The organism is Acetobacter okinawensis (assembly GCF_002153655.1).
Lineage (GTDB): Bacteria > Pseudomonadota > Alphaproteobacteria > Acetobacterales > Acetobacteraceae > Acetobacter > Acetobacter okinawensis_A.
The window spans coordinates 1-24,517 of sequence record NZ_JOPJ01000025.1; the positions used below are offsets into that span (position 1 = coordinate 1).

General features: G+C 61.4%; 23 protein-coding genes and 1 tRNA gene. 14 read left to right on the forward strand and 10 right to left on the reverse strand.

Features of this window, described 5'->3' with window-relative positions:
* Nucleotides 1-766: DNA translocase FtsK 4TM domain-containing protein (locus tag HK26_RS10205; protein ID WP_257640970.1), on the reverse strand; the 766-nt coding region annotated here is incomplete at its 3' end.
* Between the two features lie 395 nt (nucleotides 767-1,161).
* On the opposite strand from HK26_RS10205, the gene HK26_RS10210 reads away from it, so the two are divergent.
* The 5 genes from HK26_RS10210 (at nucleotide 1,162) to HK26_RS10230 (ending at nucleotide 7,581) form a co-directional block, all read left to right on the forward strand.
* On the forward strand, nucleotides 1,162-3,345 hold the full coding sequence (locus tag HK26_RS10210) for a hypothetical protein (RefSeq protein WP_086639687.1): 2,184 nt from the start codon (nucleotides 1,162-1,164) through the stop codon (nucleotides 3,343-3,345).
* A gap of 84 nt (nucleotides 3,346-3,429) precedes the next feature.
* Nucleotides 3,430-4,125 carry a histidine phosphatase family protein gene (locus HK26_RS10215; RefSeq protein ID WP_086639688.1) on the forward strand — a complete coding sequence of 232 codons (696 nt, stop codon included), beginning with the start codon at nucleotides 3,430-3,432 and terminating at the stop codon, nucleotides 4,123-4,125.
* Nucleotides 4,126-4,223: 98 nt separating this feature from the next.
* Nucleotides 4,224-5,681 (forward strand): metalloprotease TldD, encoded by a 1,458-nt coding sequence (gene tldD, locus HK26_RS10220; protein WP_086639689.1) that lies wholly within the window; start codon nucleotides 4,224-4,226, stop codon nucleotides 5,679-5,681.
* Between the two features lie 121 nt (nucleotides 5,682-5,802).
* Nucleotides 5,803-7,065 carry a tyrosine--tRNA ligase gene (tyrS, locus tag HK26_RS10225; RefSeq protein WP_086639690.1) on the forward strand — a complete coding sequence of 421 codons (1,263 nt, stop codon included), beginning with the start codon at nucleotides 5,803-5,805 and terminating at the stop codon, nucleotides 7,063-7,065.
* A 30-nt stretch (nucleotides 7,066-7,095) separates the two neighbouring features.
* A complete protein-coding gene (locus HK26_RS10230) occupies nucleotides 7,096-7,581 on the forward strand; it encodes a hypothetical protein (RefSeq protein ID WP_086639691.1) in 486 nt (161 codons plus the stop codon).
* A 210-nt stretch (nucleotides 7,582-7,791) separates the two neighbouring features.
* Here HK26_RS10230 and HK26_RS10235 read toward each other — a convergent pair.
* From HK26_RS10235 to HK26_RS13490, 7 genes are all read right to left on the reverse strand, one after another.
* Nucleotides 7,792-7,866 (reverse strand) — tRNA-Thr (locus HK26_RS10235).
* Nucleotides 7,867-7,935: 69 nt separating this feature from the next.
* A complete protein-coding gene (gene dksA / locus HK26_RS10240) occupies nucleotides 7,936-8,349 on the reverse strand; it encodes an RNA polymerase-binding protein DksA (RefSeq protein ID WP_025828648.1) in 414 nt (137 codons plus the stop codon).
* A gap of 349 nt (nucleotides 8,350-8,698) precedes the next feature.
* A complete protein-coding gene (gene ssb, locus HK26_RS10250; protein ID WP_086639693.1) occupies nucleotides 8,699-9,271 on the reverse strand; it encodes a single-stranded DNA-binding protein in 573 nt (190 codons plus the stop codon).
* Nucleotides 9,272-9,379: 108 nt separating this feature from the next.
* Nucleotides 9,380-9,967 (reverse strand): 16S rRNA (guanine(966)-N(2))-methyltransferase RsmD, encoded by a 588-nt coding sequence (gene rsmD, locus HK26_RS10255; RefSeq protein ID WP_086639694.1) that lies wholly within the window; start codon nucleotides 9,965-9,967, stop codon nucleotides 9,380-9,382.
* Nucleotides 9,967-10,755, reverse strand: coding sequence for a pseudouridine synthase (locus tag HK26_RS10260; RefSeq protein ID WP_086639695.1), 789 nt, complete (start codon nucleotides 10,753-10,755; stop codon nucleotides 9,967-9,969). Before HK26_RS10260 ends, rsmD begins: the two co-directional genes overlap by 1 nt.
* Entirely contained in the window at nucleotides 10,752-11,483 is a 732-nt protein-coding gene (locus HK26_RS10265; protein ID WP_086639696.1) for a gamma-glutamyl-gamma-aminobutyrate hydrolase family protein, read from the reverse strand. Before HK26_RS10265 ends, HK26_RS10260 begins: the two co-directional genes overlap by 4 nt.
* 126 nt (nucleotides 11,484-11,609) lie before the next feature.
* On the reverse strand, nucleotides 11,610-11,765 hold the full coding sequence (locus tag HK26_RS13490; protein WP_180539496.1) for a hypothetical protein: 156 nt from the start codon (nucleotides 11,763-11,765) through the stop codon (nucleotides 11,610-11,612).
* 210 nt (nucleotides 11,766-11,975) lie between these two features.
* Between HK26_RS13490 and HK26_RS10270 the strand changes: the two genes are divergently transcribed.
* The gene (locus HK26_RS10270) at nucleotides 11,976-12,470 is read left to right on the forward strand and encodes a nucleoside deaminase (protein WP_086639704.1); all 495 of its coding nucleotides are present in this window, start codon (nucleotides 11,976-11,978) and stop codon (nucleotides 12,468-12,470) included.
* Between the two features lie 184 nt (nucleotides 12,471-12,654).
* Entirely contained in the window at nucleotides 12,655-14,226 is a 1,572-nt protein-coding gene (locus HK26_RS10275; protein WP_086639697.1) for a Do family serine endopeptidase, read from the forward strand.
* A 104-nt stretch (nucleotides 14,227-14,330) separates the two neighbouring features.
* Here HK26_RS10275 and HK26_RS10280 read toward each other — a convergent pair whose 3' ends face one another.
* Nucleotides 14,331-15,116 carry a Crp/Fnr family transcriptional regulator gene (locus HK26_RS10280; RefSeq protein WP_244983736.1) on the reverse strand — a complete coding sequence of 262 codons (786 nt, stop codon included), beginning with the start codon at nucleotides 15,114-15,116 and terminating at the stop codon, nucleotides 14,331-14,333.
* Between the two features lie 306 nt (nucleotides 15,117-15,422).
* Here HK26_RS10280 and HK26_RS10285 point away from each other — a divergent pair, with 306 nt between their 5' ends.
* The 6 genes from HK26_RS10285 (at nucleotide 15,423) to HK26_RS10310 (ending at nucleotide 21,999) form a co-directional block, all read left to right on the forward strand.
* Nucleotides 15,423-16,256, forward strand: coding sequence for an OmpW/AlkL family protein (locus tag HK26_RS10285; RefSeq protein WP_086639699.1), 834 nt, complete (start codon nucleotides 15,423-15,425; stop codon nucleotides 16,254-16,256).
* Between the two features lie 9 nt (nucleotides 16,257-16,265).
* A complete protein-coding gene (gene hemN, locus HK26_RS10290; RefSeq protein WP_086639700.1) occupies nucleotides 16,266-17,657 on the forward strand; it encodes an oxygen-independent coproporphyrinogen III oxidase in 1,392 nt (463 codons plus the stop codon).
* 170 nt (nucleotides 17,658-17,827) lie between these two features.
* Complete coding sequence (locus HK26_RS10295; protein ID WP_086639701.1) at nucleotides 17,828-18,505, forward strand: 2OG-Fe(II) oxygenase; 678 nt, start codon at nucleotides 17,828-17,830, stop codon at nucleotides 18,503-18,505.
* 114 nt (nucleotides 18,506-18,619) lie between these two features.
* On the forward strand, nucleotides 18,620-20,257 hold the full coding sequence (locus HK26_RS10300) for an electron transfer flavoprotein-ubiquinone oxidoreductase (protein WP_025828629.1): 1,638 nt from the start codon (nucleotides 18,620-18,622) through the stop codon (nucleotides 20,255-20,257).
* Nucleotides 20,258-20,320: 63 nt separating this feature from the next.
* Nucleotides 20,321-21,070: an electron transfer flavoprotein subunit beta/FixA family protein gene (locus HK26_RS10305; protein WP_025828628.1), complete on the forward strand. Its 750-nt coding sequence runs from the start codon at nucleotides 20,321-20,323 to the stop codon at nucleotides 21,068-21,070.
* Nucleotides 21,071-21,072: 2 nt separating this feature from the next.
* Entirely contained in the window at nucleotides 21,073-21,999 is a 927-nt protein-coding gene (locus tag HK26_RS10310; RefSeq protein ID WP_025828626.1) for an FAD-binding protein, read from the forward strand.
* A gap of 60 nt (nucleotides 22,000-22,059) precedes the next feature.
* On the opposite strand, the gene HK26_RS10315 is transcribed toward HK26_RS10310, so the two are convergent.
* Nucleotides 22,060-22,716, reverse strand: coding sequence for a TetR/AcrR family transcriptional regulator (locus tag HK26_RS10315; RefSeq protein ID WP_086639702.1), 657 nt, complete (start codon nucleotides 22,714-22,716; stop codon nucleotides 22,060-22,062).
* 170 nt (nucleotides 22,717-22,886) lie between these two features.
* Between HK26_RS10315 and HK26_RS10320 the strand changes: the two genes are divergently transcribed.
* Entirely contained in the window at nucleotides 22,887-24,383 is a 1,497-nt protein-coding gene (locus HK26_RS10320; RefSeq protein ID WP_086639703.1) for an efflux transporter outer membrane subunit, read from the forward strand.
* Nucleotides 24,384-24,517 lie beyond the last annotated feature (134 nt).

Below are 24,517 nucleotides of genomic sequence, written 5' to 3' on the forward strand. Positions count from 1 at the left end.
ACGGGTCTGTGGCGGGGGTTGCCTGCGGGGTGTAGGCTGCTGTGGTGGAATGGGTCGGGGCGGGGGCTTGGGGTTTGTGGCTGGCGTAGTAACGCACAAACCGCGTGCCCAGCCTGCCGGGAATGCGCACGACAAACACAAACGCCCGCCAGATGGCAAACCATTCGCTCCGGCGCAGGCCCGTACCCAGCGCCAGCAGAAGCACCGCCAGCAAGCCGCCCATAAGCCAGAGAACCATGCCCCCTGCCGGCCCGATTGCGGCCATGCCAGCAGAGATGGATGTCTGGGCGATGGAGTGGCCAACCCCCCCGCCAATGCCCGCCTGTGTCGGCCATTCAGGCGTAGGCAGTGCGGTAAAGAGCAGCGGAATGGCCGCCAGCAATGCGCCAGAAACCGGGAGCAGGCACATAATGGCGGCCACCCGCATGCCAAAGGTCATCCATGTTTCGTGGCCAAGCAGGCGGTGGCTCATAAAGCGCCACCCCCATGCCATAAGGATCAGCGCTGGCAGGGTGGCCCCAAGCCCGATTCCCTGGAGCAGTGTGTCCGCAATCAGCGCGCCCGTTGTGCCCAGCAGGTTGGTGGGGGGCTGGTTGGTGGCGGTGTTAAAGGACGGGTCGGTCGGGTTATAGGTCAGCAGGGCCGCCAGCAGGGCACAGGCCAGCAGGCAGAGTCCAATGCCCCCGCCTTCTTCCATGCGTAAACGCAGGCCGCTTTTGTGGGGAGTGGGGGAAGAGCTGGTATTTAAAGGGCTTGTGCGCGCCAAGGGTGCCGGTCCTGACTCCAGAGGCCGCGCGCTCCTCCCCGCCGTGGGCAGAGGAATCGTGCGCGGGTGGTTGTAAAGGTGACTGTTCCCTTCTTAGCAGCCCTGTCACGTATTGCGAACCGCATCCTTTGCACAAGATCGCGGGGAGGTGGAATGGCCGCGCACCAGCGGGGCAGGGCCTGTCCAGTGCGTGGTGGACATGGGGGTGTGGAGTGTGTGTCGCTTGTTCCGCTGCGGGGGATCGACAATATAAGGGGGCAGCAGGGTAGGAGCACCCGATGCGGTGGGGGCATGGACTACGGCCCCAGACGGTGGCGTACGTGGGGTGCGCGGGGGCAGGCTGGATGGGTCAGGCCGCTTTTTGTTTATTTTCCGCTCCGGAGTATGCCGAGTAGATGGATGCAAGTAATTTGACCGACGTGTTCCACTCCATGCTCTCGTCTTCTGCCCTGCGGCATATGTCCGCACCCTGCTCCGTTGTACAACATCCAGATTTTGAGCGCCCTGTCTGTGTGCAGCCCGATGGGGCGGTGCTGTGCGGGCCGCAGCGGCTGGGGTCTGCACAGGCTTGGTTTTTTGCCCGTCTGGCGCTGGAGGTATCGGCTCTTGTCCGTGTGCTGCCGCATGGTATGGCGCATGGCGCTACATGTGCGATCCCTGCTGGTGCGGATATGCAGGCCCGGCACAGGGCGCGCCTGCTGCTGGCCGCGGCACGGGTTACAGCCTGCGCATGGTCAGCACAGCCGTGGCACGCAGCCCCCCGCCCGCAGGACGCGCCCGAGGCCATGCCATGTACATGGGGGGCTGCCATGGCCGGGTCTGCCGTGCCTTCTGCCCCCCAGCTTGCGCAATGTGTGGTGGATATGGCGTGTTATGTAGCCCCCGCCTTGCGCCCGGATGCGGTGGACGCGCAGGACCTGCACAACTGGGCATGCTCGGTCTGGGCGATGGTGCAGCCAGCGGAATGGCTGGTTGTGCAAGGTGGGGATGAACGGCTGGACCCCGCGCGGCAAACCGGCCTCAACCGCTATGGTTGCCAGCCTTTCCCCCGGTATGGGGAGCTTGATTTTTCTTCCTCCACGGCATCCTCCCCCACATTGCCAGCAGCGCGGGCCATCCATCAGGCTGCGGCCCGGCTGACCCGCCTTGCGGTGGAAGGGCAGGTGGGGGTGGAGGCCGTGGAGCAGATCAAGGCGTTCTTGGCCTCTTTTTACCAGTTGGATGGGGCCGGACGGGTTGTGCTGGCCCCATCGGGGACGGACTGCGCTCTGGCGGCCACGGCGCTTATGGGCCTGGCCAGTGCCCGGTTGACCACCCTTCTGCCCGGTGTGGAGGAAACCGGTAGCGGAGTGCCGCTGGCCACATGTGGCCGCCACTTTGCCAGCCGCACCGCACGGGGGCAGGCCGTGCACAAAGGCACACTGCTGGAGGGTTTTGCCCCCGATGCGCAGCATGTCGCCCTGCCGCTGCGTGGCCGGGGTGGGGTGCGTGTCTCTGATGATGCGTTGTTTGCAGCCTGTGCACGCCAGATTACCCGCGCCATGCAGGAGGGGCGGCGTGTTCTGCTGTATGTGCTGCATGTCTCCAAAACCTGGCAGCTTGTCCTGCCCGCCAGCAGGGTACAGGCCTTGTGTGCGCTGTACCCGACGGGAGTGGATGTGCTGGTGGATGCCTGTCAGGCCCGCCTGCGCCCCGAATCCGTGCGCCAGTATGTGCAGTGGGGGTGGGCGGTTATGGTGACTGGCTCCAAGTTCTTTACCGGCCCCCCTTTTAGTGGTGCGCTGTTCCTGCCCGATGGCTGGCTGGACCGCCTGCACCATAACAGCCTGCCCGCAGGTCTTGCGGCATATGCCACACGGGCCGAATGGCCGGACCTGCCCGCAACACGCAGCCTGCCAGCGGGGCTGAACGCGGGGCTGTTCCTGCGCTGGAGCGGCGCACAGGCCGAAATGGCGGCATTTGCCGCTGTGCCAGATGCACAAAAATACACCCGTCTGCACCAGTTTGTGGTGGAGGCTAAGGCGGCCCTGCTGGCCAGCCCGCTGGTGCGGCTGCTGCCGTCTGTTCCGCCATCTGCCCAGCCGGGGGTATGGGACAGCCTGCCCAGCATTGTGGCATTTGTGGTGCTGCTGGATGGGCGCGCACTGGACCTTGGGCAGGCAAAGCGCCTGCACGGCTGGCTGCTGGCCGACCTGAGTGCCGACCTGCCCATGGGCCTGCCTGCTGCGGAGCGGGCGCTTGCGGCGCTGCCGTGCCATGTGGGGCAGCCGGTTGCCCTGACAACCGAGGACGGCGTGGAAGAGGGGCTGGGTGCTTTGCGTGTTTCGGCTTCCGCGCGGCATATCTCGGGCACGGGGGGGCTGTATGGTGCGGCGGAGGGGGGTGTGGCCACGCCAGAACACCCTGTGGTGCGGATGTTGGGCAAACTGGCGCTTATCCTGCGTTACTGGCCAGAGTTGAGTGGCGCCAGACAGGCCCCCTGCGCACAGGCGGGGGAGGCCGGTGTGGGCCATACGGTGGGGGCAGGTCAGGTAGAGGCGCGTGGGGCTGGTTCGCTCAGGCAGGTCATGGCCCGGTAAGGGGGAGCCTGCGTGTCTGCTGGTGCGTGGCGTTGGGGCATTTCTCCTCTTGCACTCGGGCAAAGCTGATTCCACAACAGGGGCATGAGCGAACATATGATTGCCGAAAAAGCCTCATCCTCCTCTCAGGAGCATTTTCTGGATGGACCAGAGCTGCCCACGGGGATCACCCGCTTCTGGCTGATCCGCCATGCATTGGTGGAAGAAAATGCCCGTATGTGCATGTACGGCAGCATGGACGTGCCGCTCTGCCCCGATAGCCTGATTGCCCAACGGCCCATGTACCGTGCGCTGGCGGCCCGCCTGCCGCAGGATGCGCAGTGGTTCATCAGCCCGCTCTCACGCACACGGCGCACGGCGCAGGCGATTGAGGAGGCAGGCTACGGTGCGCGCCCGCTTACGGTGGAACCCGACCTGATCGAACAGAATCTGGGTGCATGGCAGGGGCTGGAATACCATGCCCTGCCTGCCCACCTGACCCTGCCACCACACCCTTTCTGGCCGGTTGCCGCCAGTGACTGCCCGCCGGGGGGGGAGAGCGTGATCGAGGTCTGTAGCCGTGTTGGCCGCCTGCTGGACCGGCTGGCCAGAACCCACGCAGGGCGTAATATTGTGGCAGTCGCCCATGGTGGGGTTATTCGTGCAGCTCTGGCCCATGCGCTGCGCATCCATGCCGAGACGGCGCTGCATTTTTCGGTTCAGAATCTCTCACTCACCATTCTTGAGCGGCTGGATACGGGCTGGCGGGTGGTTACGGTCAACGAACTGCCGGGTATCTGACCCGCGCCAGCCTCGCGCATTCAGGCACAACAGGCGGCGGGCCATGCGGGCCGCCGTTATTCCCAGATGGATATTTCCCAGACGGAGGGCTTTGGTCCATGTCTTTCTCTCCCTCACACGCCGGGGCGCTGGCCGCCACAGACCAGTTGTTCTTTACCCAAGGGCAGGCCCGCCTTGACCGCGATGATGCTGAAAAGCTGACCCGCACGGCGCTGGACGGCATGGATGATGGCGAACTGTTCCTTGAATACCGTGAGAGCGAATCCATTGCTCTGGATGATGGGGTCATCCGCTCCGCCTCCTTTAACACCAGCACGGGTTTTGGCCTGCGCGCGGTTCTGGGGGAAGAGACGGGCTTTGCCCATTCGGACGAGATGAGCCGCTCCTCCCTGCTGCGTGCAGCCGGGGCGGTGAGCGCTGTGCGCGCGGGCCGCTCGGGGGTGATGGCCCCGCCGCCGCGCCCAACCAACCAGCGCCTGTACACTGACGCCAATCCGCTGGGAGATACGGATTTTGCCGCCCGCTCGGGCCTGCTCTCCAGCATAGATGCCTATGCGCGCGGCAAGGACTCGCGCGTGGTGCAGGTTATGGCCTCGCTCTCGGGCGAGTGGCAGGCCGTGCAGATCATCCGGGCCGATGGAGCACGCGTGGCCGACCTGCGTCCCCTTGTGCGGCTGAATGTGTCGGTGGTGGTGGAGCACGCGGGCAAGCGCGAGAGCGGGAGCCACGGCCTTGGTGGGCGGTATGAGATCAACCGCCTGCTGAACGTGGAAACATGGCAGGGTGCGGTGGACGAGGCCCTGCGTCAGGCCCTTGTCGCGCTGGAGGCGCAGGCCGCCCCGGCGGGGGAAATGGAAGTGGTGCTTGGCGCTGGCTGGCCCGGTATTCTGCTGCACGAGGCCGTGGGCCACGGGCTGGAGGGGGACTTCAACCGCAAGGGTACGTCCGTTTTTGCAGGCCGCATTGGCACCCGCGTAGCCTCCCCCGGTGTGACGGTTATTGATGATGGCTCCATGCCGGACCGCCGTGGCAGCCTGACCATAGATGATGAGGGCACACCCACAGGCCGCACGGTGCTGATTGAGGATGGTATTCTCAAAGGTTATTTGCAGGACCGGCTGAACGCACGGCTAATGGGGGTGGCCCCCACAGGTAATGGTCGCCGCCAGTCCTACGCGCATATGCCGCTGCCCCGCATGACCAACACCATTATGCTCGAAGGCAGTGCTACCACGGAGGAGATGATCCGCTCGGTCAAGCGCGGGCTGTATGCCGTGCATTTTGGTGGCGGGCAGGTGGATATTACCTCGGGCAAGTTCGTCTTTGCCGCATCCGAAGCCTATCTGATCGAGAACGGTCGGGTGACGGCCCCGGTCAAGGGGGCCACCCTGATTGGCAGCGGGGCAGAGGCCATGACGCAGGTATCCATGATCGGGGGTAATCTGGAGCTGGATCCGGGCATTGGCACCTGTGGCAAGGCCGGGCAGGGCGTGCCGGTGGGCGTGGGCCAGCCCACGCTCAAAATGACCGGCCTGACCGTGGGGGGCACGGCCTGAGCGCACACCTCACCCACTTGCGGTGTGCGGTCGGCTGTTCCTGTCGGGTGTGCTCTCATGCTAGAGCGTGTGCCTTGGGTTCTGCCCGCCTGATGCGGGCCGGAAGATAGGGACAGGATAAATGGTCGAGAGCGGATTTCGGAGTTCTTTCATGCGTGAGGCCGCAGCACGCGGCTTCATTTTCCAGTGCACGGATGCACAGGCACTGGACGCACTTATGGAACGGGAGTCCATCTCGGCTTATATCGGCTTTGACCCCACGGCGGACAGCCTGCATGTGGGCGGGCTGATCCAGATTATGATGCTGCGCCTGCTGCAAAAGCACGGCCACCGCCCGATTGCCCTTGTGGGGGGCGGCACGGCCCGTATTGGTGACCCCTCCTTTAGGGAGGAAGCGCGCGGGTTGATGACGGAAGACATCATCCAGACCAACCTTGCCGGGATTGAGGGGTGCCTGCGCCAGTTCCTCAGCTTTGGCACGGGCCCGTCCGATGCCATGCTGGTCAACAATGCGGACTGGCTGGACAAGCTGGCCTATATTGACCTGCTGCGTGATGTGGGGGTGCATTTTTCCATCAACCGCATGCTGGCCTTCGACTCCGTTAAAAACCGGCTTGAGCGCGAGCAGGGGCTGACGTTCCTCGAGTTCAATTACTCCATTCTCCAGTCCTATGACTTCCGCGAACTCAGCCGCAAATATGGTCTGGTGCTCCAGCTTGGTGGGTCTGATCAGTGGGGCAACATTATCTCGGGTGTGGAGCTGGTGCGCAGGACGGACCAGAAGACCGTCATGGGCCTGACCACCCCCCTGTTGACCACCGCCTCGGGTGCAAAAATGGGCAAGACCGCCAGCGGCGCGGTCTGGCTGTCACCAAAGCGTTTGCCGGTGTTTGATTACTGGCAGTTCTGGCGCAACACGGAAGATGCCGATGTGGGCCGCTTTTTGCGCCTGTTCACGGACCTGCCGCTGGAGGAATGTGCACGGCTTGAGAGCCTGCCGGGGGCAGACATTAACGAGGCCAAAAAAGTGCTGGCGACCGAGGCCACGGCCCTGTGCCACGGGCGCGAGGCCGCTCTGGCCGCAGCCGAGGCGGCCCGCCAGACGTTTGAGGAAGGTCGGGTGACTGCGGCCGACCTGCCGGTGCATGAGGTCAGCCAGCCCGAGCTTGCTGCGGGTATTCCCGTCTTTCGCCTTCTGGTGGAGGCCGGTCTTGCCAAAACCAATGGCGAGGCACGGCGTTTGGTCCGTGGGGGCGGGGCGCGCCTCAACAATGCCGTGATAGCGGATGAAAATCGCCTGATTGTGGAGCACGATAGTGTGGACGGTGCCATCAGGCTTTCTGCTGGCAAAAAACATCATGTGCTGGTGCGGGTCGGTTCCTGAGCAGGCCGTAACCAGCAGGAGGCCATTGTTATGAAACGTCTTGTGTGTGCTCTGGCGGCCTTGGGCTCTTTAACGGCGCTGGCCGGGTGTGCTGGCCCCGGTCCCGGGCCGGGGCCACGGCCCTACTACCCGTATGGATATGCTGGCCCCAGCATGCGCTATGACGATTATTACGGGTATGGTGGCGGCAGTTATGGCGGTGCATGGCTGCGACCTGCTCCCCGGCCTGTGGGTAGGCCCGGCATGGGGCCGGGTGGCCGCCCCGGTGGCAATGGTGGAGGCTGGTCCCGTCCCGGCGGTGGTCGTCCGCAGGGGGGAGATCGACCCGGTGGCGGTGGGCAGGGGGGTAGACCCGGCATACGCCCCGGTGGCGGCTCTGGCGGTGGTGGTCCCGGCGGTTTTGGTGGTGGCAAACGCCCCGGCGCAGGTCCATCCGATTCAGGCGCGTCTGGCGGTGGTGGGCGACCCGGCGGTGGTTCGGGTGGTGGTGGTCCCAAGGGGCCGCCACGTGGCTGAGTGCCCTGCCTGCGTTAGTGGGCGCGTGTAGAGTATATGCAAAAGACCCTGCCATGGTGCGGGGTCTTTTTTGTGTTGGCTATATGTGTGGCCCTACGGGGTAGAAGCCGCAGCGCATGCTGGCATGCACACCTGGAGGCGTGGCTTGTAGGCCCATATTCCCCGCCGCTAAGGCATGGGTGGAGAATAATAATGTAGAGGGGGAGTTGCTGGTGCTGCTGGACAGGATTGAACTGTCGACCTCTCCCTTACCAAGGGAGTGCTCTACCACTGAGCTACAGCAGCACTGCTTGCGGGGTTCTAGCCTTTTGGGCGCACCACCGCAAGAGTGGGGAGAACAAAAAAAGACGAAAATTAATCGTCCCGATGTGTTTTTTCCATACGCTCGTGCTGTTCCTGCGCCTCAATGGACAGGGTCGCAATCGGGCGGGCCTCCAGCCGCTTCAGGCCGATGGGTTCGCCGGTTTCCTCGCAGTAGCCGTAACTGCCGTTTTCCACGCGCTGGAGTGCAAGGTTGATCTTGCCGATCAGCTTGCGGGCACGGTCGCGGGTGCGCAGTTCCAGCGCACGATCCGTCTCCACGCTGGCGCGGTCGGTAATGTCGGCTTCATGAATGCCCCCTTCGGAAAGGCTGGCAAGGGTATCCCCCGCCTCTTTCAAAAGGTCAGCGCGCCATTTGAGCAGTTTCTGCCGGAAGTATTCCGTCTGAAGAGGATTCATGAACTCTTCATCTTCTGACGGGCGATAATCTGGCGGTAAAGTAATCATGTCTATCGTCAGCCTTTGCAATGACAGGAAGCCTGCCTTGAAAGAATGACGCGGCTTATACCGGCATCATGCCCATGCGCCAAGAAATTTATGCGCAGCCTGTGTCAAGAAAAGCAGAAATTATCGCTCAGTAAGATAAAGAAAAACTGATATTTGGAAAAAGTAATAAATAGAAATAATGGGATTATTAAAATTTCAATAAAATCCCAGTGCGTGTTCCCTGCGCCATCTGTGCGTTTGGGGGACTGTATCCATGTGCTGGCATAGGGGCAAAGGCCCGGAACAGGCATGAAAAAAGGGGGCGCGCGGTTGCGGCCCCCTTGATGCGTCCTGAGCGGGAAAAAAAGGCTCAGAACGGAATTTCATCATCCAGATCGCCACTGCCCGAGGCATCCCACCCGCCAGAAGATGCGCCACCACCGCCACCGCGCTGCGGGGCAGGCAGGCGGGAGCCGCCACCATTGCCGCCAGCGCTGCCGTAGTCTGCACTGCCGCCGCCGGTGCTGTAGCCGCCGTAGCTGCTGCCACCGTTGCCGCCGCCAAAGCCACCGCCTTCGCCCTCACCGCCGTTGCGGTTGTCGAGCAGAACCAGTTCGCCACGGAAGCGGTCCACGATCACTTCGGTCGTGTACCGTTCCTGCCCGCCCTGATCGGTCCATTTGCGGGTTTGCAGTGCGCCTTCAAGGTAAACCTTGCGGCCCTTGCGCAGGAACCGTTCGGCCACATCGGCCAGCCGGTCGTTAAAAATAACAACGCGGTGCCATTCGGTGCGTTCGCGCTTTTCACCCGATGCACGGTCATTCCACGTGTCGCTGGTAGCGAGGGAGAAGGAGACAATCTTCTGCCCGCTCTGGCTGGAGCGGACTTCGGGGTCTTTGCCCAGATTGCCGACCAGAATGACCTTGTTAACGCTTCCAGCCATGTTTCTTTTCGCCTTCTGTAACCTGTAAAACCGTTTTGTTCCGGTCTGTGTAGCCCAGCAGGTGGCCGCTGCGCTACCATAGATGTCGGGTGTTTGTGACGTGGCGCCTTATGCCAGCCGCCAGATGGACAGTCGTGCAGCCCCGTGCTGGCGCTCGGCCAGCAGGTCGTGCGGACAGGGGGGGGCCTCTGCGTTTTCATCGGTAAAAGGCAGGGGTTCATCCCGCCCTGTCTCAATCACGGCTATGGCGTTGGGGGCAACCCAGCCTTTGGCGCTCAGGGCTGCCAGTGCCTTGCCGGGCAACCCCTTGTGGTAGGGCGGGTCCAGAAACAGCAGTGTTGCCGGTGCTGTGCGGGCGGCAGGCGGGTTGGTGACGTCGCGCGGGTAAATCTGGCAGTCCCCGGCCCATCCACAGGCGTGCACATTGGTGCGCAGTGCGGCAAGGGCATTGCGGTCTGTCTCAAAAAAAATGGCGTGGGCCGCCCCGCGGGACATGGCCTCCAGCCCAAGTGCTCCCGTGCCTGCAAAGGCGTCCAGCACATGCGCGCCCTCCAGCAGGGCTGCTCCACCCCATGGGGCGTGGGCCAGCACGTCAAACAGTGCCTGACGTACCCGGTCGGCTGTGGGGCGGGTGGTGCCACCACCGGGTGCTGCCAGCACCCGGCCTTTGCGCGCCCCGGCAATAATACGCACCATCAGCGGGCCTTGCTGCGGGCGGCGTTGCGCGGAGTATTGTGTGGTGTTGCGGTTTTTTCCGGCGCCTTGGGCAACTGGTCACGCAGCACACGGGGGGGAATTTCCTCCAGCTCGCCCTTTTGCAGCGTACCAAGGGGGAACGGGCCGTAGCTGGTGCGGATCAGGCGGCTGACATGCAGGTTAAGCCCCGCCATGACCTTACGGATCTCGCGGTTCTTGCCTTCCTTGAGAGAGACCGTGAGCCACGCGTTATCGCCCTTGCGCGAATCGAGGGCGGCCACAATGGGTCCGTAGCGCACGCCATCAAGCACAACCCCGTGGGCGAGCGAGGCCAGCCGTGCCTCGTCCACCACACCAAACACGCGCACACGGTAGCGGCGCAGCCAGCCGTTGGAGGGCAGTTCCAGCCTGCGGGCCAGCTCGCCATCATTGGTCAGCAGCAACAGCCCCTCGCTGTTCAGGTCAAGCCGTCCCACGCTGATCACGCGGGGCATGCCCTCTGGCATGGAGGAAAAAACGGTTGGCCGTCCTTCCGGGTCCTTGTGGGTTGTCACCAGCCCGTCGGGCTTGTGGTAGCGCCACAGCCTTGTGCGCTCGGGGGCGGACACCGGCTGGTTGTCCACCAGAACAATATCGCCATCGGTGACAAAGGTTGCCGGGTGCGTAACACTCTGGCTGTTCAGGCGTACGCGCCCTTCCTCAATCATGCGCTCTGCATCGCGCCGGCTGGCTACCCCTGAGCGTGCCAGCCACTTTGCAATGCGTTCTCCCCGCGCTTCCTGCGTCACGCCTGTTCTCCTGATGCCTGTATGAAGGCCTTGAAAAGAGTTCTGTCTGCCGGGTCTATGCCAAATTCCGGGTGCCATTGCACCCCAAGGCAAAAACGGTGGTCCGGGTCTTCAATCCCTTCTACCACGCCATCCTCGGCAATGGCATTCACCCGCCCCCGTCCGCATGTTGCCACAGCCTGATGGTGGGCCGAGTTTACGCCAATGCGTCTGGCCCCACCGGTTATGCGGGCCAGAAGGGTGTCGGGCAGAATGTCCACGCCGTGGCTTGCCTCGTCCCGCGGGTTGGGCTGCTCGTGTGGGAGGGCGGTAGGGTATGTGTGGGGGATGTGCTGGATAAGTGTGGCCCCAAGCGAGACCGCAATCAGCTGCATGCCCCCGCATATGCCAAGGATGGGAATATTGCGCTGCAATGCGGCCGCCAGCAGGGCATTTTCTGCCCGTGTGCGGCGTGGGCGCAGGGTTATGCTGGGGTGGCGCTCGGTTGCGCCATAAAGCAGGGGGTCAATATCAAACGCGCCGCCGGTTATGAGCAGCCCGTCCAGCTTGGCCACATATTCTGTTGCCAGTTGCGCAAACAGGGGGAGTGCCACAGGCAGCCCCCCTGCGGTTGCTACGGCGCTCAGATAATTCTCGCGCAGGGCGCACCACGCAAAGCGCGAATACTGGTCTGCCCCACCCTCTTCCAGGTCTAGGGTTATGCCTATAACGGGGCGTTGTGCTGCCATAAGCCTGTGATCCTGCACGAAAAGCCATGAAAAAACCGTGACGGTTCCATGTCAGGTGCCACAGGTGGCGGCGTTTTGCATCTTTTCCTGATCTCTGCCGGGGCCGGTGCCGGCCCCGGGCCAGTCCTAGCGGGTCAGGAAGGACGGAATACTCAAAGGTATCATGCGGCTGTTGGCGACCTGTGCCGCCACAGGCGTTGCGGATTCGCCGGGGAGCCTGTCTGCAACGGCAAGACCAAATCCCATTGCAGCCGCGGCCAGAATGAAAGAGAGAGAATGCATGGTTCCGACCTTTCCAGCCAGGAGTAAGGGACCAGCAGACCATGATGTGTTTGCAATCACACTTTGTTGCAAACCCGATCGTGGCAGCTTTAAGGCAGGATGGCAAAGTTACAGTTTAGATTGCAAGAAGAATGTGATGTTTGTGGCATCACATTCTTCCGCAGCACGGTGAGGGCCATAAATGACGCTGAAATGTTTTGTGATGTGGGCATGACCCGCCCCCTGCATAACAGGGGAGCGGGGAGCGGTATGGATATGGCCCTGTTACAGGCGCGTCTGGCCGCAACGCGGGGCGAGGTGCCGGTTGGCGCCGTGCTGCTGGATGCGCAGGGTGCTGTGCTGGCGCAGGCGGGCAACAGGGTGGAGGAACTGCAAGACCCCTCCGCCCATGCGGAAATGCTGGTCATGCGTGAGGCCGTGCGCCAGCGGCAGGGCCGCAGGCTGGCGGACTGCACGCTGGTTGTGTCCCTTGAGCCATGCCCCATGTGTGCTGCGGCCATGGCCCATTTTCGGGTCGGGCGTCTGGTTTTTGGGGCGTATGACCCCAAGGGCGGCGCTGTGGAGCACGGTGCCCGCCTGCCTTACCGGGCGGAGACCCTGCACCGGCCCGAAATTGTGGGCGGTGTGTGCGAGCGCGAGGCGGCGGAACTGCTCAAAAGCTTTTTCCAGACCCTGCGGGGTGAAGGGGGCGGGCGAGGTGGTTGAAAAAAAGCCTGCGATCTGGCGCGGATAAAGGCTTTTTTTTCCCTCAAAAGAAACCATGTTAGCTTACAGGACGTAAGGTGGAACAGGGGCTTGGTGGCTATCTGGCACAGGTGGCCACCACATGAGACCGGGATCACCCGCAACAAGTCCTGCTTGGGTTAAACAAGGAACAGTCAAGATCGTGATGACGGAAAAATCTGTGACAAATGTTTGCACACGTGGCAGCCGCCGCATGTGGAGCCGCGCTCTGCTTGCTGGCAGCATGCTGGTTTTTGCCGCCGGGCCGTGGGCTGGCGTTCCGTCCTGGGCGGACACGTCCAGTGTGATCAAGCCCAGTGGCCCTGCCCAGCGCATTCCCGATTTTGTGGAGCTGGTCAAACAGGTCAAACCCGCCGTGGTCTCCATTACCTCCATGATCCGCTCCGACTCCTTGGAAGGTGAGGGCGGTGGTATGGGTGGCAACGGTGGGCCTTTTCCATTCCCCTTCCCGTTCCAGATGATGCCCCAGTCCTCCAAGCAGTTGGTGGAAGCGCGCGGGTCGGGCTTTGTTATTTCCGCCGATGGTTATGTGGTGACCAATAACCACGTGGTCAAAGGTGCGACCAAGGTGAGTGTCACACTCGATGACGGGACAACCCTGCCCGCCAAGGTGGTCGGCCGCGATGGCAAAACAGACCTTGCCCTGCTCAAGGTAACCCCCACGCAGAAGCTGCCCTTTATCGAACTGGGCGAATCTGATGACGTGCAGCCGGGTGAATGGGTTATTGCCGTTGGCAACCCCTATGGGCTGGGCGGCACGGTTACAGCAGGTATTGTCTCCGCCCGCGGGCGTGACATTAACGAAGGGCCTTACGACAACTTCATTCAGGTGGACGCCCCCATCAACCGTGGCAACTCCGGTGGCCCGCTGTTTACGCAGGACGGCAAGGTGGTGGGTGTGAACACCGCCATTCTCTCCCCCTCCGGTGGTGGCTCCATTGGTATTGGCTTTGCCATTCCCTCCGATACGGTGCGCAGTGTGGTGGACCAGTTGCGCAAGACCGGCCATGTCGTGCGGGGCTACCTTGGGGTGAACGCGCAGGTCATCTCCCCCGTTATGGCCAGCGCGCTTAACCTGCCTGCTCCTGCCGTGGCCGGGGCGCCGCCAGCGGGGGCACTTGTGGCCAGTGTCAGCCCGGACAGCCCGGCAGAAAAAGCGGGCCTGAAGGCGGAAGACGTGATTACCGACTTCAATGGCCAGAAAATTACCACCCCGCATGATCTGGCTGTGCGTGTGGCCGCCGTGGCACCGGGTACGCAGGTCACCATCGGGTATGTGCGGGCAGGCAAGGCGCAGACGCTCAACCTGAAGATTGGCAACCTTGCCACAGCTACGGGTGATACGGGCAAGGCGAGCAGTGCCGTTGGCGGGCAGCATCTGGGCGTGGCCCTTGCGCCGCTCAACCGCGATATGCGCCAGCAGCTTGGTCTGCCACAGGATGCACATGGCGTTGTGGTGAGCGATGTGGAGGCGGGCTCCCCCGCAGATCAGGCCGGTATTCGTCCGGGGGATGTTATTCAGGCCGTGGGGAGCCAGCAGGTGGATACCCCCAAGGCTGCGGTCGCCCTTGTTAAAACCGCTATGGCGGCCAAAAAACCGCTGCTGCTGCGGATTCTGCGTGATGGACAGTCCCTGTTTATTGCCATCTCGTCTGATGGGAGCAGTGCTGGCGCCCCAACGGACAATACCGCAGGCGGGGATGATGACGAGAACTGAGAGGTCTCGTTTCTGAGTATTGCAACAAAAAGGGCCGACTCCACTGGAGCCGGCCCTTTTTTAATGGTGGGTTGCCACCACAGGGGCCACCCTAAAAAGGCAGGTTAATCCGGCTTCTGCCCGGATGCGATGGTGAGCAGGGTGGCAACGGATAGAATGCGAATCCGGTGGTTTTCCGCGCTGGCAATCAGATGGCTGCGGCGGAAAGCACTTATGGTCCGGCTTACGGTCTCAATGGTCAGGCCCAGATAATCAGCAATATCCACCCGCGTCATGGGGACAGAGGCTAGATTTTCCACCTCCTGCCGCGTGTGTCCCATGGTCAGGTGGTAGGCGCGCATCCGGTCAAGCAGGAAGGTCGCTACCTTCTCCCGCGCAGTTTTGCGGCCCAGCAGCAGCATCTGCTCCTGCGCTTCGGCCAGCTTGTCGGTTACGGCGGCCAGCAGGCGGCGCTCAAAGGTGGGGTAGTCGCTCAGCAGTGTTTCCAACTGCGGGCGCAGGAAGCGGCACAGGCGGACGTTGTCCACCGTTTCCGCCCCAAAGGAGTAAGTCTGCGCCGTGCTCAGGCCCAGAAACTGGCCTGCATCGGCAAAGCCGGTAATCTGTCTGCGCCCATCGGGGAGGGACTTGAACAGTTTGACCGTACCCCCCGTCACATTGAAAAACGCAAGGGCTGGCTCGCCTTCTTCAACAATCGTGGTGCCCGGTGGCAGCTGTAGCTGGCGGGAGGAATGGGCAAGGGCTGCAAGCCCCTCCTCATCCATACTGCTGCACAGGCTCCTGTTTCGGATGTCACACACAAGGCAGCGCAGGACATCTCCATCCCCTTTATGTGCGTGAGCCACTCCAGCAGAGTGCGCAAGGGCAGGAGGGGGGGAGGAAGAGGTCATACATGAAATCCAGAAAACCGTTTGGTTTGAACCTGTTACTGATTGTTATAACGGTTGGGGCGCGTGTGGGATTACAGGCCACTAAGCTTTAGGCTGTTGTTGACATAAATCAATCATGCAGTGGGATCATTTTAATTGCAGGCCAGAACTGCAAGAAAGTCGAAAGCAGGGGCTGTGGTGAAAATGACACAGCTTTAACGCATCTTTTTGCAGTATGACACGGACTTGATCTAAATCAAGGTTGCATTGGCGTGAGCGTGGTCTTTCCGGCACAGAATTACAGTGCAGTGGAAGAGACAAAACACAATGGTCAAGTTCCGTTCCTTTCTGACAGCCACAGTGGCTGGTGTAGCCGCCCTGACGGGTGCCGCTCAGGCGCAGACAGCGCAGCCCAACGCTGCCTACGTTAACGCTCCGGTCATGAACCGTATCCCTGATGCGCAGAAGCCTGCTAGCCATTGCGGTATCTTTGAAACCTGCGCCAACACCAAAATTGGTACAGGCAAAGGCGACATCATGATCCGCCTGTCTGGCGTTGGTGTTCTGCCACAGGACCGTGACAGCCGCGCATGGGTTACGGCGCCTGCCGCTGGTCTGGTTAACCACCCGCTGAACAATACACATCTGTCCACGACCAATCAGGCTATGCCGGAACTGACGGTTGAATACTTCATCACCGACAACCTGTCTGTTGACCTGATCGCAACCAGCACCCGTCATGAAGTGGCTGCTATTGGTAGCGACGTTCCGGGTCTGGGTGGCCCGCACAAGCTGGATGTCGGTTCTGCTTGGGTGCTGCCCCCTACTCTGACCTTTGCTTGGCACTTCCGTCCGCATAAGCGCTTCAACCCATATGTAGGTGTTGGTGCGACTGCTATGTGGTTCCATAACATGCATGGCGGTGAAGGCATGCAGCTGAACTCCGGCTTTACCGGTGGTCCGTCTGTTAACGTTGGCTTTGACTATCAGCTGGTTGGCAACTGGTTCTTCAATGCTGACGTCAAGCAGATGTTCGTGCGTATGCATGCTTGGGCAAAGGGTGGCGTTCTGGATCAGCTGGGTGGTGCCGGTGCATCCGTCAAAGCCCACGAATCCCTGGACCCCACCGTGGTGTCCGCCGGTATTGCATACCGCTTCTGATCCAAGCTGATGAGCGCGGACTCCGTCTCTGACCTGATTTCCCGCTACGGCGGGAATCTGCCGCGCTACACCAGTTACCCGACTGCTGCGAGTTTTTCGGATGCAGTCGGGGCGCAGGATGTGGAAAGCTGGCTGCGCACGCTGCCAGCAGACCTGCCTGTCTCGCTTTATTTTCATGTTCCATTCTGTGATGAGCTCTGCCGGTTTTGCGGGTGCAATACCTCCGTCATGCGGCATGAGGACGGGCGCGTAGCCTATGGCGACCTGCTGCGCGAGGAAATGCGCCGGGTTGTAGCCCTTACGGGCGAGCAGCGCGTTGTGCATCATCTCCAGTTTGGTGGTGGCACACCCACCACATTGCCCCCTGCGTCCCTGCGCCAGCTTATGCGGGCGGTACGCACTTTTTTCCGTTTTGCAGACCACGCCGAACTGGCGATGGAGATGGACCCGCGCCATGTGCCGCAGGGTTATCCCGCGCTGTTGGGTGATCTGGGGTTCAACCGGATCAGCCTTGGGGTGCAGGATCTGGACGAAAAGGTCCAGCAGGCCTGCGGGCGGCTTCAGTCCTTTGAGCAGACACAGAGCTGTATTGATCAGGTGCGCGCAGCCGGGATAACGGGTGTGAATATCGACCTGATTTACGGCCTGCCCTACCAGACCGTGGACAGCGTGGGGGAGACGGCACGCCGGATTGCCCTGCTACGCCCTGACCGTCTGGCCGTGTTCGGCTATGCCCATATTCCGTGGAAGCAGAAGCGCCAGAAGCTCATCCCCGAGGAGTCGCTCCCGTCTTCTCCCGAGCGGCTGGCCCAGCGCGCACAGATTGATACGGTGCTCAAGGCAGCGGGGTATCAGGCCATCGGGCTGGACCATTACGCCTTGCCGGATGACGCCATGGCAAAGGCCGCGCGTGCAGGCACCCTGCACCGCAATTTTCAGGGTTATACAACGGATTCCTGCCCGGTGCTGCTGGGTATGGGGGCCTCTGCCATTTCCATGACCCCCGCAGGGTTTGCACAGAATATTCCCACCGTTGCCACCTATGCGCGCGCACTGGCCGATTCGGCAGACCTGCCAATTTTGCGCGGTGTGGCCTGCACGGCGGAAGACCGCTGCCGTGGGGCTATTATTGAGCGGATTATGTGTGATCTGGCGGTGGACCTGAGTGCAGGCGACATCCCCGATAATCCGGGCCTGAACGGGTTTGAGGCGGAGCTGGCCAGCCTGCTCCCTTTTGAGCATGATGGGCTGGTCACACGCACAAACAGCCGCATAGAGGTTACGGAAAAAGGGCGTCCGTTCCTGCGCAATGTTGCTGCGGTTTTTGATACCAGACAAAAAGAACTGGCTGCGGCCAGCGTGGGCAAAGCCCCGGCTCCACGGTTTTCTGGCGCGCTGTAAGCGTGTTGTAAAACAGGCCGGTCAAATTGGCATTTCTGCCATGCAACTTGATCGGAGCGCTGTTTTGGCGCATGGAAGAACAGCTTATTGTTGACCAAGGCCCTGCCATAAGAGCGCGACCTCTCCGGTTTTCACACGTATTTTCTGTTTCAGCGGAAGGATCGGACACCATGCGTGCTGATGCTCCTTTGCCCGAACGGGCGGGACACCTCGCCCTGTCGGACAGGCTGGCCCAGACGCCCGCCGCCACACACCCGTTCCCGCACTGGATGCTGGAGGACGTTCTGGAGCCTGATGCGTGTGAGGCGTTGCTAGAGTGGAATCCGGGCGAGAGCGCCATTGCAGGCGATGTTGGTGGGCGGCGTGAGACGCGCAATGCCTACCGTGTATTCGTGGACCCCGCAGTCCGGGCCAAGGATGCGCGGCTCAACCGCATGGCGGAACTGCTGGATGGGGAGCCCATGCGGGCCATGTTCGAGCATGTCTGCCAGACCCCGCTGGACGAGGCGGCGCTGCGTCTGGAGTTATGTCTGGATACGGACGGATTCTGGCTTGAACCCCATACCGACATTGGCGCCAAAAAGCTGACGTTGCTGATCTCTCTCTCCACCGGGGAGGAGGCGGAGCAGTGGGGGACGGACCTGATGACCCCGCAGGGCGAGTCTGTTGCCCGCGCATCCGGCGTATTCAATTCGGCAGTCCTGTTCATTCCATCCGATCAGACGTGGCACGGTTTTGTCGCCCGGCCGATCCGGGGTACGCGGCGCACGCTGATTGTAAATTTTGTCGATAAAAACTGGCGTGCCGTGCACGAACTGGCCTTTGGGCCACGTACGACCCAGTCCTGACCTTTCCTGTTCGGCAGAAATGGAGCAAAACGGGCCGGGGAGCCCGTTTTTTGCAATTCTGTGACAAATCGGGTTTAGGAAAGCTACAGAAATTTCAACGGGGATAAAACGGGAATGAGTGAACCTGTGCGTGAGTCGATGGAGTTCGATGTTGTCATTGTTGGCGGTGGTCCCGCCGGACTGGCTGCTGCCATCCGCCTGCGCCAGCTTTCGCCCCAGACCAGTGTCTGCCTGATTGAAAAAGGGAGCGAGATCGGGGCGCACATCGTCTCTGGTGCGGTTATTGAGCCGCGCGCTCTGGCCGAGCTGCTCCCTGACTGGCGCGAGCGTGGCGCCCCGCTGGAAACGCCAGTAACAGCCGAAGATATGCTGTACCTGACCGAAACAGGCAGTATCCGTATTCCCATGCTCGACAAGGTCATGCCGCACATGGCCAACCACGGGAACTATATTGTCAGTCTGGGCGAGGTCTGCCGCTGGCTGGCCACGCAGGCCGAGGAACTGGGGGTGGAAATCTACCCCGGTTTTGCTGGAGCCGAAGTGCTGATCGAACGCAACCGCGTGGTGGGTGTGGCAACGGGCGACATGGGCGTTGGCCGTGACGGCAAACCCGGCCCCAACTACCAGCCGGGCATGGAACTGCGCGGGCGCTACACCCTGTTTGCCGAAGGGTGTCGTGGTTCCCTGACCAAGCAGGTCATGGCGCATTATGACCTGCGCAAGGACGTGGACCCGCAGACCTACGGCCTTGGCATTAAGGAAGTGTGGGAAATCCCGGCCGAGAACCACCGCCCCGGTCTGGTGCAGCACAGCTTTGGCTGGCCGCTGGATAATGGCACCTATGGTGGTGCATGGCTGTACCATTTTGGCGACAACCTTGTGTCCTACGGGTTTGTGGTCGGGCTGGATTACGCCAACACATGGCTCTCCCCGTTTGAGGAAATGCAGCGCGTCAAGCTGCACCCGGCTTTCCGTCAGCATCTGGAAGGGGGGCGGCGTATTTCCTACGGCGCGCGTGCCCTGTCCGAGGGTGGTTTGCAGTCCGTGCCGCGTCTGACCTTCCCCGGTGGTGCGCTGATCGGGGATTCGGCAGGGTTTTTGAACGTGCCCAAGATCAAGGGCACACACACAGCCATGAAGTCGGGCATGCTGGCGGCCGAAGCCGTGGTGGATGCCATAAAGACCGACCGCGTGGAGCCGGGCTCCTTTACCCAGAAGGTCCGCCAGTCCTGGCTGTGGGAGGAACTGCGCGCGGCACGGAATATCCGCCCGGCTTTTGCACGCTTTGGCGCCATGGGCGGGGCTGTGTACGCAGGGCTGGACGCCATGGTGCTGCGCGGCCGCGCCCCGTGGACGCTGCACTTCAAACATCAGGATAACGAGACCCTGCGTGCAGCCGGGCTGTGTGCAAAGCCGTTCTACCCCAAACCCGATGGCAAGCTGACGTTTGACCGCCTGTCCTCGGTGTTCCTGTCCGCCACCAATCATGAGGAGGACCAGCCGGTCCACCTGCGGTTGAAAAACCCATCCTTGTGGAAAACGGTCAACTGGGATGTGTTCCACGCACCAGAGGCGCGGTATTGCCCCGCAGGTGTGTATGAAGTGGCGGATGAACAGACAGACCCACATCTGCAAATCAATGCCCAGAACTGCGTGCATTGCAAAACATGCGATATAAAAGACCCCACCCAGAACATAGACTGGACCACGCCCGAAGGGGGTGGTGGGCCCAATTATCCGGCTGGTATGTGAATTTTGGTCAAAGTACGATAAAGAACCGTCCGAACCATCCTGCGTCTGCAAGCGAAAGAAGTCATGAAGATACTCGTACCTGTAAAGCGGGTTGTTGATTACAACATCAAACCGCGCGTCAAGGCGGATGGCAGCGGAGTGGAAACCGCTGGCGTCAAGATGTCCATGAACCCGTTTGACGAAATTGCGGTTGAAGAAGCCGTGCGCCTGCGTGAAAAAGGTGCTGCTTCGGAAGTCGTTGTCGTGTCTATTGGTGTGCAGCAGGCGCAGGATACCCTGCGTACCGCTATGGCCATGGGCGCTGACCGGGCCATTCTGGTGCTGAGCGATGAAAGCCCCGAACCCCTTGCCGTTGCCAAAGTGCTGAAAACACTGGTCGAAAAAGAAGGCCCCTCACTGGTTGTGCTGGGCAAGCAGGCCATTGATGATGACATGAACGCAACCGGCCAGATGCTGGCAGGTCTGCTGGGCTGGGGTCAGGGCACGTTTGCCAGCAAGGTGGATGTGGCCGATGGGCGCGTGGTTGTCAGCCGTGAGATTGATGGCGGCACGGAGCAGGTCTCCCTCGCCCTGCCAGCCATTGTCACGGCGGATCTGCGCCTGAACGAGCCGCGCTATGCCTCCTTGCCCAACATCATGAAGGCCAAGAAAAAGCCGCTTGAAACCATTGCCGCTGCCGATCTGGGCGTGGACATGGCACCGCGCCTGAGCATTGTCAGCGTTGCGGAACCTGCCGAACGCAAGGCGGGCATCAAGCTCGGCTCCGCAACGGAGCTGGTGGAAAAACTGCGTAACGAAGCAAAGGTGATCTGAACATGACCGCTCTTGTTCTTCTGGATCATGAAGGTGGTCAGATCAGAAAGGCAGCCCTTTCTGCTGTAACCGCCGCCGCCCGTCTGGGTGATGTGCATGTGCTGGTTACGGGTGATGCCGCTCTGGCGCAGGCTGCAAGCCGTATTGCGGGTGTGTCCAAGGTGCTGCACGCGGCAGATGCACGCTATGCCCACGAACTGGCTGAGCCTCTGGCTGCCCTTCTTGTCTCGCTCGCAGGTGGGTACGACCACATTGTGGCGGCTGCTGGTGCCACGGGCAAAAACGTGCTGCCCCGCGCTGCCGCCCTGCTGGACGTGCAGCCGATCCCCGATGTGGTGAGCATTGTGGACGCGCAGACCTTTGTCCGCCCGATTTATGCTGGCAATGCGCTGGCGACCGTGCGGTCTGCGGACAGCAAAAAAGTCCTGACCGTGCGCAGCGCGTCCTTTGATGCGGCACCGGCTGAGGGCGGTAGCGCTCCGGTTGAAGTTGTGGCGGTCGTGGACAGCCCCGATGTATCGCGGTTTGAGGCCGTTCAGCTTTCGGACTCCGCTCGCCCCGATCTGGAATCGGCCCGCGTGGTGGTTTCTGGCGGTCGTGGCATGGGCAGCGAGGAAAAATTCCACGCTCTGGACCCCTTGGCCGATGCTCTGGGTGCTGCTGTTGGCGCATCCCGCGCGGCTGTGGATTCCGGTTTTGTGCCGAACGAGTTGCAGGTCGGCCAGACTGGCAAGATCGTGGCACCAGAGCTGTACATGGCGTTTGGTATTTCCGGCGCAATCCAGCATCTGGCGGGCATGAAGGACAGCCGCGTGATCGTGGCGGTCAACAAAGACCCCGAAGCCCCGATTTTTCAGGTTGCAGATTACGGGATTGTGGGCGACCTGTTCGAGGTTGTGCCGCAGTTGGTGGAAGAGCTTAAAAAGTAAGCGTTCTCCACCTCCCGCTCTTCAAAAAGCCCGTATGCCCCTGTGGCACACGGGCTTTTTTTATGGCGCGCTTGGTGTGCCGTAAGCAGCCATGAACACCTTGACCGCGGCATGAATGACCTTTTCCTCATCTGCCTCACTGTTCTCGGGGTTCAGGTTAAAGCGCCGGAGATGGGCTATGCGCGTCTGGCAGAGGGCAAAAAACTGCTCGGCGGCAAAAACCGGGTCTTCCGTTGTCAGTGTGCCCCGTGCCTCCTGCTCGCGTATCCAGTTGGCCAGTGTGGCAATGCCGACTCGGGGGCCGTTCTCCCAGAATATGGCCCCAAGCTGGGGAAAGCGCGGCGCTTCGGAGACAATGATCCGGTACAGCATCAGGCTCTCGGGCTGGGTAATCAGGCGGACCATGGCGCGGGCCACGGCGGTCAGTGTCTCCCGCGGGGGCGAATCCTCGCGCACGGGGGCAAGGGCTACGGGCAGTTTTTCCCGGCAGCGCTGCTCCACAAAGGCGGCAAACAGGTCTGCCTTGTTGGCAAAGTAGTTATACAGCGTCCCCTTGGAGACAGCAGCCTGCCGCGCAATGGCGGACATGCTTGCGCCCTCGTAGCCATGCTCGGCAAAAACCGCGCTGGCACCTGTTAGAATCTGTTGTCGTTTGGTCTCGGACTCCCCCATGCAGGAGGAACTGGAGGGGGCGGGAACTGGGGAGGATGCGGGCATGGATCTTCGGGCTTTGGAGACTTGTGATTGACGCGGTAGGGAAAGACGATAGGGTATGCCCTGACCGAACTGGTCGGTCAGCGTAGCGGTTATAACGCATATTAAAGCAGGCGCATAATTTCGACGAGGGTAAGCGGGTGGCAAGAAGGAATGCACGGCGGGCAGGCGCATTGGCGGCCGGTTTTATTCTGGCAGGGTGCGCTGTGGGGCCAGATTACAAAAAGCCCCAGACGTGGTCGCCCGCCCAATGGCAGCAGGCCGCAACGCAGCAGCGTACCAACGCACTGAGCGTTCCCACGGAGCTGGCGCCAGATGTGCAGTGGTGGTCTGTGTTCCATGACCCGGAGCTAACATCGCTTGAGCAGCGTCTGGCTGCGCAGAACCTGGATGTGTTGCAGGCATCCGAGCAGCTTGCTGTCAGCCGTGGGCAGTTGCTGCTGGCGGGGGCTGAGCGTTTTCCCGATCTGTCAGCCTCCGGCTCGTATAGCCGCGTGCAGCATAGCAGCAAGCAGTTGCAGCGGATTGTGGAGCGCATTGGCCAGAGTTCCGCAGGCACTCAATTGGGAGACATGCTGACCAGCCAGTCCTCCGAGGCAACCATTCCGTTGCTGAACAACTGGCAGGACGGTGTGCAGGCCAGTTGGGAGGTTGATCTGTGGGGGCGTGTGCGCAGGCAGTACGAGGCCGCCAAGTCCTACACGGATGCCTCCATGGAGGAACGTCGTGGAATCCTGATTGCTCGCCAGTCCGAGCTGGCATCGGATTATATGCAGCTGCGTAGTCTGCAGGAACAGTTGCGCATTACCCTTGCCAACCGCGACGCAGCGGAAAAACTGCTCCAGCTCAGCCAGTCGCGGTACAAAAGTGGGCTGGTGAGCGAACTGGATGTGGATAGCGCACAGTCCGAACTGCAACGCACCAGCGCGCTGGTGCCGCAGTATGAGCAGCGCATTGCCATGCAGGTCAACGCCATCAATCTGCTTATGGGGGCACCGCCGGGAGGGTTGAATACCGAGCTGGTGCAAACTGCGGGTATTCCGCTGGTGCCCCCCGCCGTGCCCATTGGCCTGCCATCCGAGCTGGCGCACCGCCGCCCCGACATCCGCGAGGCAGAGGCCGAACTGCATGCGGCCACAGCCGAAGTGGGGCAGGCTATGGCCGACTTTTACCCCAAGGTCACGATTGATGCAGGCTTTGGCCTTCAGTCCTTCTCCTTCCGTGACATGGGGATGTGGAGCTCGCGGATGTGGAATGTCGGGCCGTCCATCACCATTCCCATTTTTCAGGGGGGACGACTGACAGGTCAGTTACAGATGAAAAAAGCCTCCCAGAAGGCGGCAGCCCTGCGCTACCGCAAAACGGTGCTGAATGCATGGCGCGAGGTGGACAATGCGCTCACGGCCTACCAGGCAGAGCAGAAGAAAAACCAGCGGCTCAGTGCTCAGGTCGTAGCAGACCAGCGCTCCATGGCGCTGGCACAGAGCCAGTACACACATGGGTTGCAGAGCTACCTACAGGTGCTGGACGCCCAGCGCAGGCTTTTGTCCTCACAGACCAGTCTGGCCGAAAGCACGGCGACAATCTCGGACGATCTGGTGCGCCTGTATAACGCACTGGGTGGTGGGTGGGAGACAACCTTCCCACAAGCGCAGCCAAAACACGCATAAAAGTCTGAGCACAGAGGATATTTCAGACGGTGAACAGGCCTTCGGGCCTGTTTTTATTTTGGGGTGGGAATGTTTAGATTAGATTATGGCGGTTTTCTGGGATTTTTTGATTAGGTTATGATTTTGTTTCATTT

What these genes read in the sequence shown, in the direction of transcription:
- HK26_RS10300 (WP_025828629.1), top strand. Translation starts at nt 18,620, where the DNA reads ATGAGTGAACCTGTGCGTGAGTCGATGGAGTTCGATGTTGTCATTGTT.
- dksA (WP_025828648.1), bottom strand. Translation starts at nt 8,349, where the DNA reads ATGATTACTTTACCGCCAGATTATCGCCCGTCAGAAGATGAAGAGTTC.
- rsmD (WP_086639694.1), bottom strand. Translation starts at nt 9,967, where the DNA reads ATGGTGCGTATTATTGCCGGGGCGCGCAAAGGCCGGGTGCTGGCAGCA.
- HK26_RS10270 (WP_086639704.1), top strand. Translation starts at nt 11,976, where the DNA reads ATGACCCGCCCCCTGCATAACAGGGGAGCGGGGAGCGGTATGGATATG.
- HK26_RS10295 (WP_086639701.1), top strand. Translation starts at nt 17,828, where the DNA reads ATGCGTGCTGATGCTCCTTTGCCCGAACGGGCGGGACACCTCGCCCTG.
- tyrS (WP_086639690.1), top strand. Translation starts at nt 5,803, where the DNA reads ATGGTCGAGAGCGGATTTCGGAGTTCTTTCATGCGTGAGGCCGCAGCA.
- HK26_RS10315 (WP_086639702.1), bottom strand. Translation starts at nt 22,716, where the DNA reads ATGCCCGCATCCTCCCCAGTTCCCGCCCCCTCCAGTTCCTCCTGCATG.
- HK26_RS10310 (WP_025828626.1), top strand. Translation starts at nt 21,073, where the DNA reads ATGACCGCTCTTGTTCTTCTGGATCATGAAGGTGGTCAGATCAGAAAG.
- hemN (WP_086639700.1), top strand. Translation starts at nt 16,266, where the DNA reads ATGAGCGCGGACTCCGTCTCTGACCTGATTTCCCGCTACGGCGGGAAT.
- HK26_RS10280 (WP_244983736.1), bottom strand. Translation starts at nt 15,116, where the DNA reads ATGACCTCTTCCTCCCCCCCTCCTGCCCTTGCGCACTCTGCTGGAGTG.
- HK26_RS10275 (WP_086639697.1), top strand. Translation starts at nt 12,655, where the DNA reads ATGACGGAAAAATCTGTGACAAATGTTTGCACACGTGGCAGCCGCCGC.
- HK26_RS10215 (WP_086639688.1), top strand. Translation starts at nt 3,430, where the DNA reads ATGAGCGAACATATGATTGCCGAAAAAGCCTCATCCTCCTCTCAGGAG.
- HK26_RS10285 (WP_086639699.1), top strand. Translation starts at nt 15,423, where the DNA reads ATGGTCAAGTTCCGTTCCTTTCTGACAGCCACAGTGGCTGGTGTAGCC.
- HK26_RS10265 (WP_086639696.1), bottom strand. Translation starts at nt 11,483, where the DNA reads ATGGCAGCACAACGCCCCGTTATAGGCATAACCCTAGACCTGGAAGAG.
- ssb (WP_086639693.1), bottom strand. Translation starts at nt 9,271, where the DNA reads ATGGCTGGAAGCGTTAACAAGGTCATTCTGGTCGGCAATCTGGGCAAA.
- HK26_RS10210 (WP_086639687.1), top strand. Translation starts at nt 1,162, where the DNA reads ATGGATGCAAGTAATTTGACCGACGTGTTCCACTCCATGCTCTCGTCT.
- tldD (WP_086639689.1), top strand. Translation starts at nt 4,224, where the DNA reads ATGTCTTTCTCTCCCTCACACGCCGGGGCGCTGGCCGCCACAGACCAG.
- HK26_RS13490 (WP_180539496.1), bottom strand. Translation starts at nt 11,765, where the DNA reads ATGCATTCTCTCTCTTTCATTCTGGCCGCGGCTGCAATGGGATTTGGT.
- HK26_RS10305 (WP_025828628.1), top strand. Translation starts at nt 20,321, where the DNA reads ATGAAGATACTCGTACCTGTAAAGCGGGTTGTTGATTACAACATCAAA.
- HK26_RS10230 (WP_086639691.1), top strand. Translation starts at nt 7,096, where the DNA reads ATGAAACGTCTTGTGTGTGCTCTGGCGGCCTTGGGCTCTTTAACGGCG.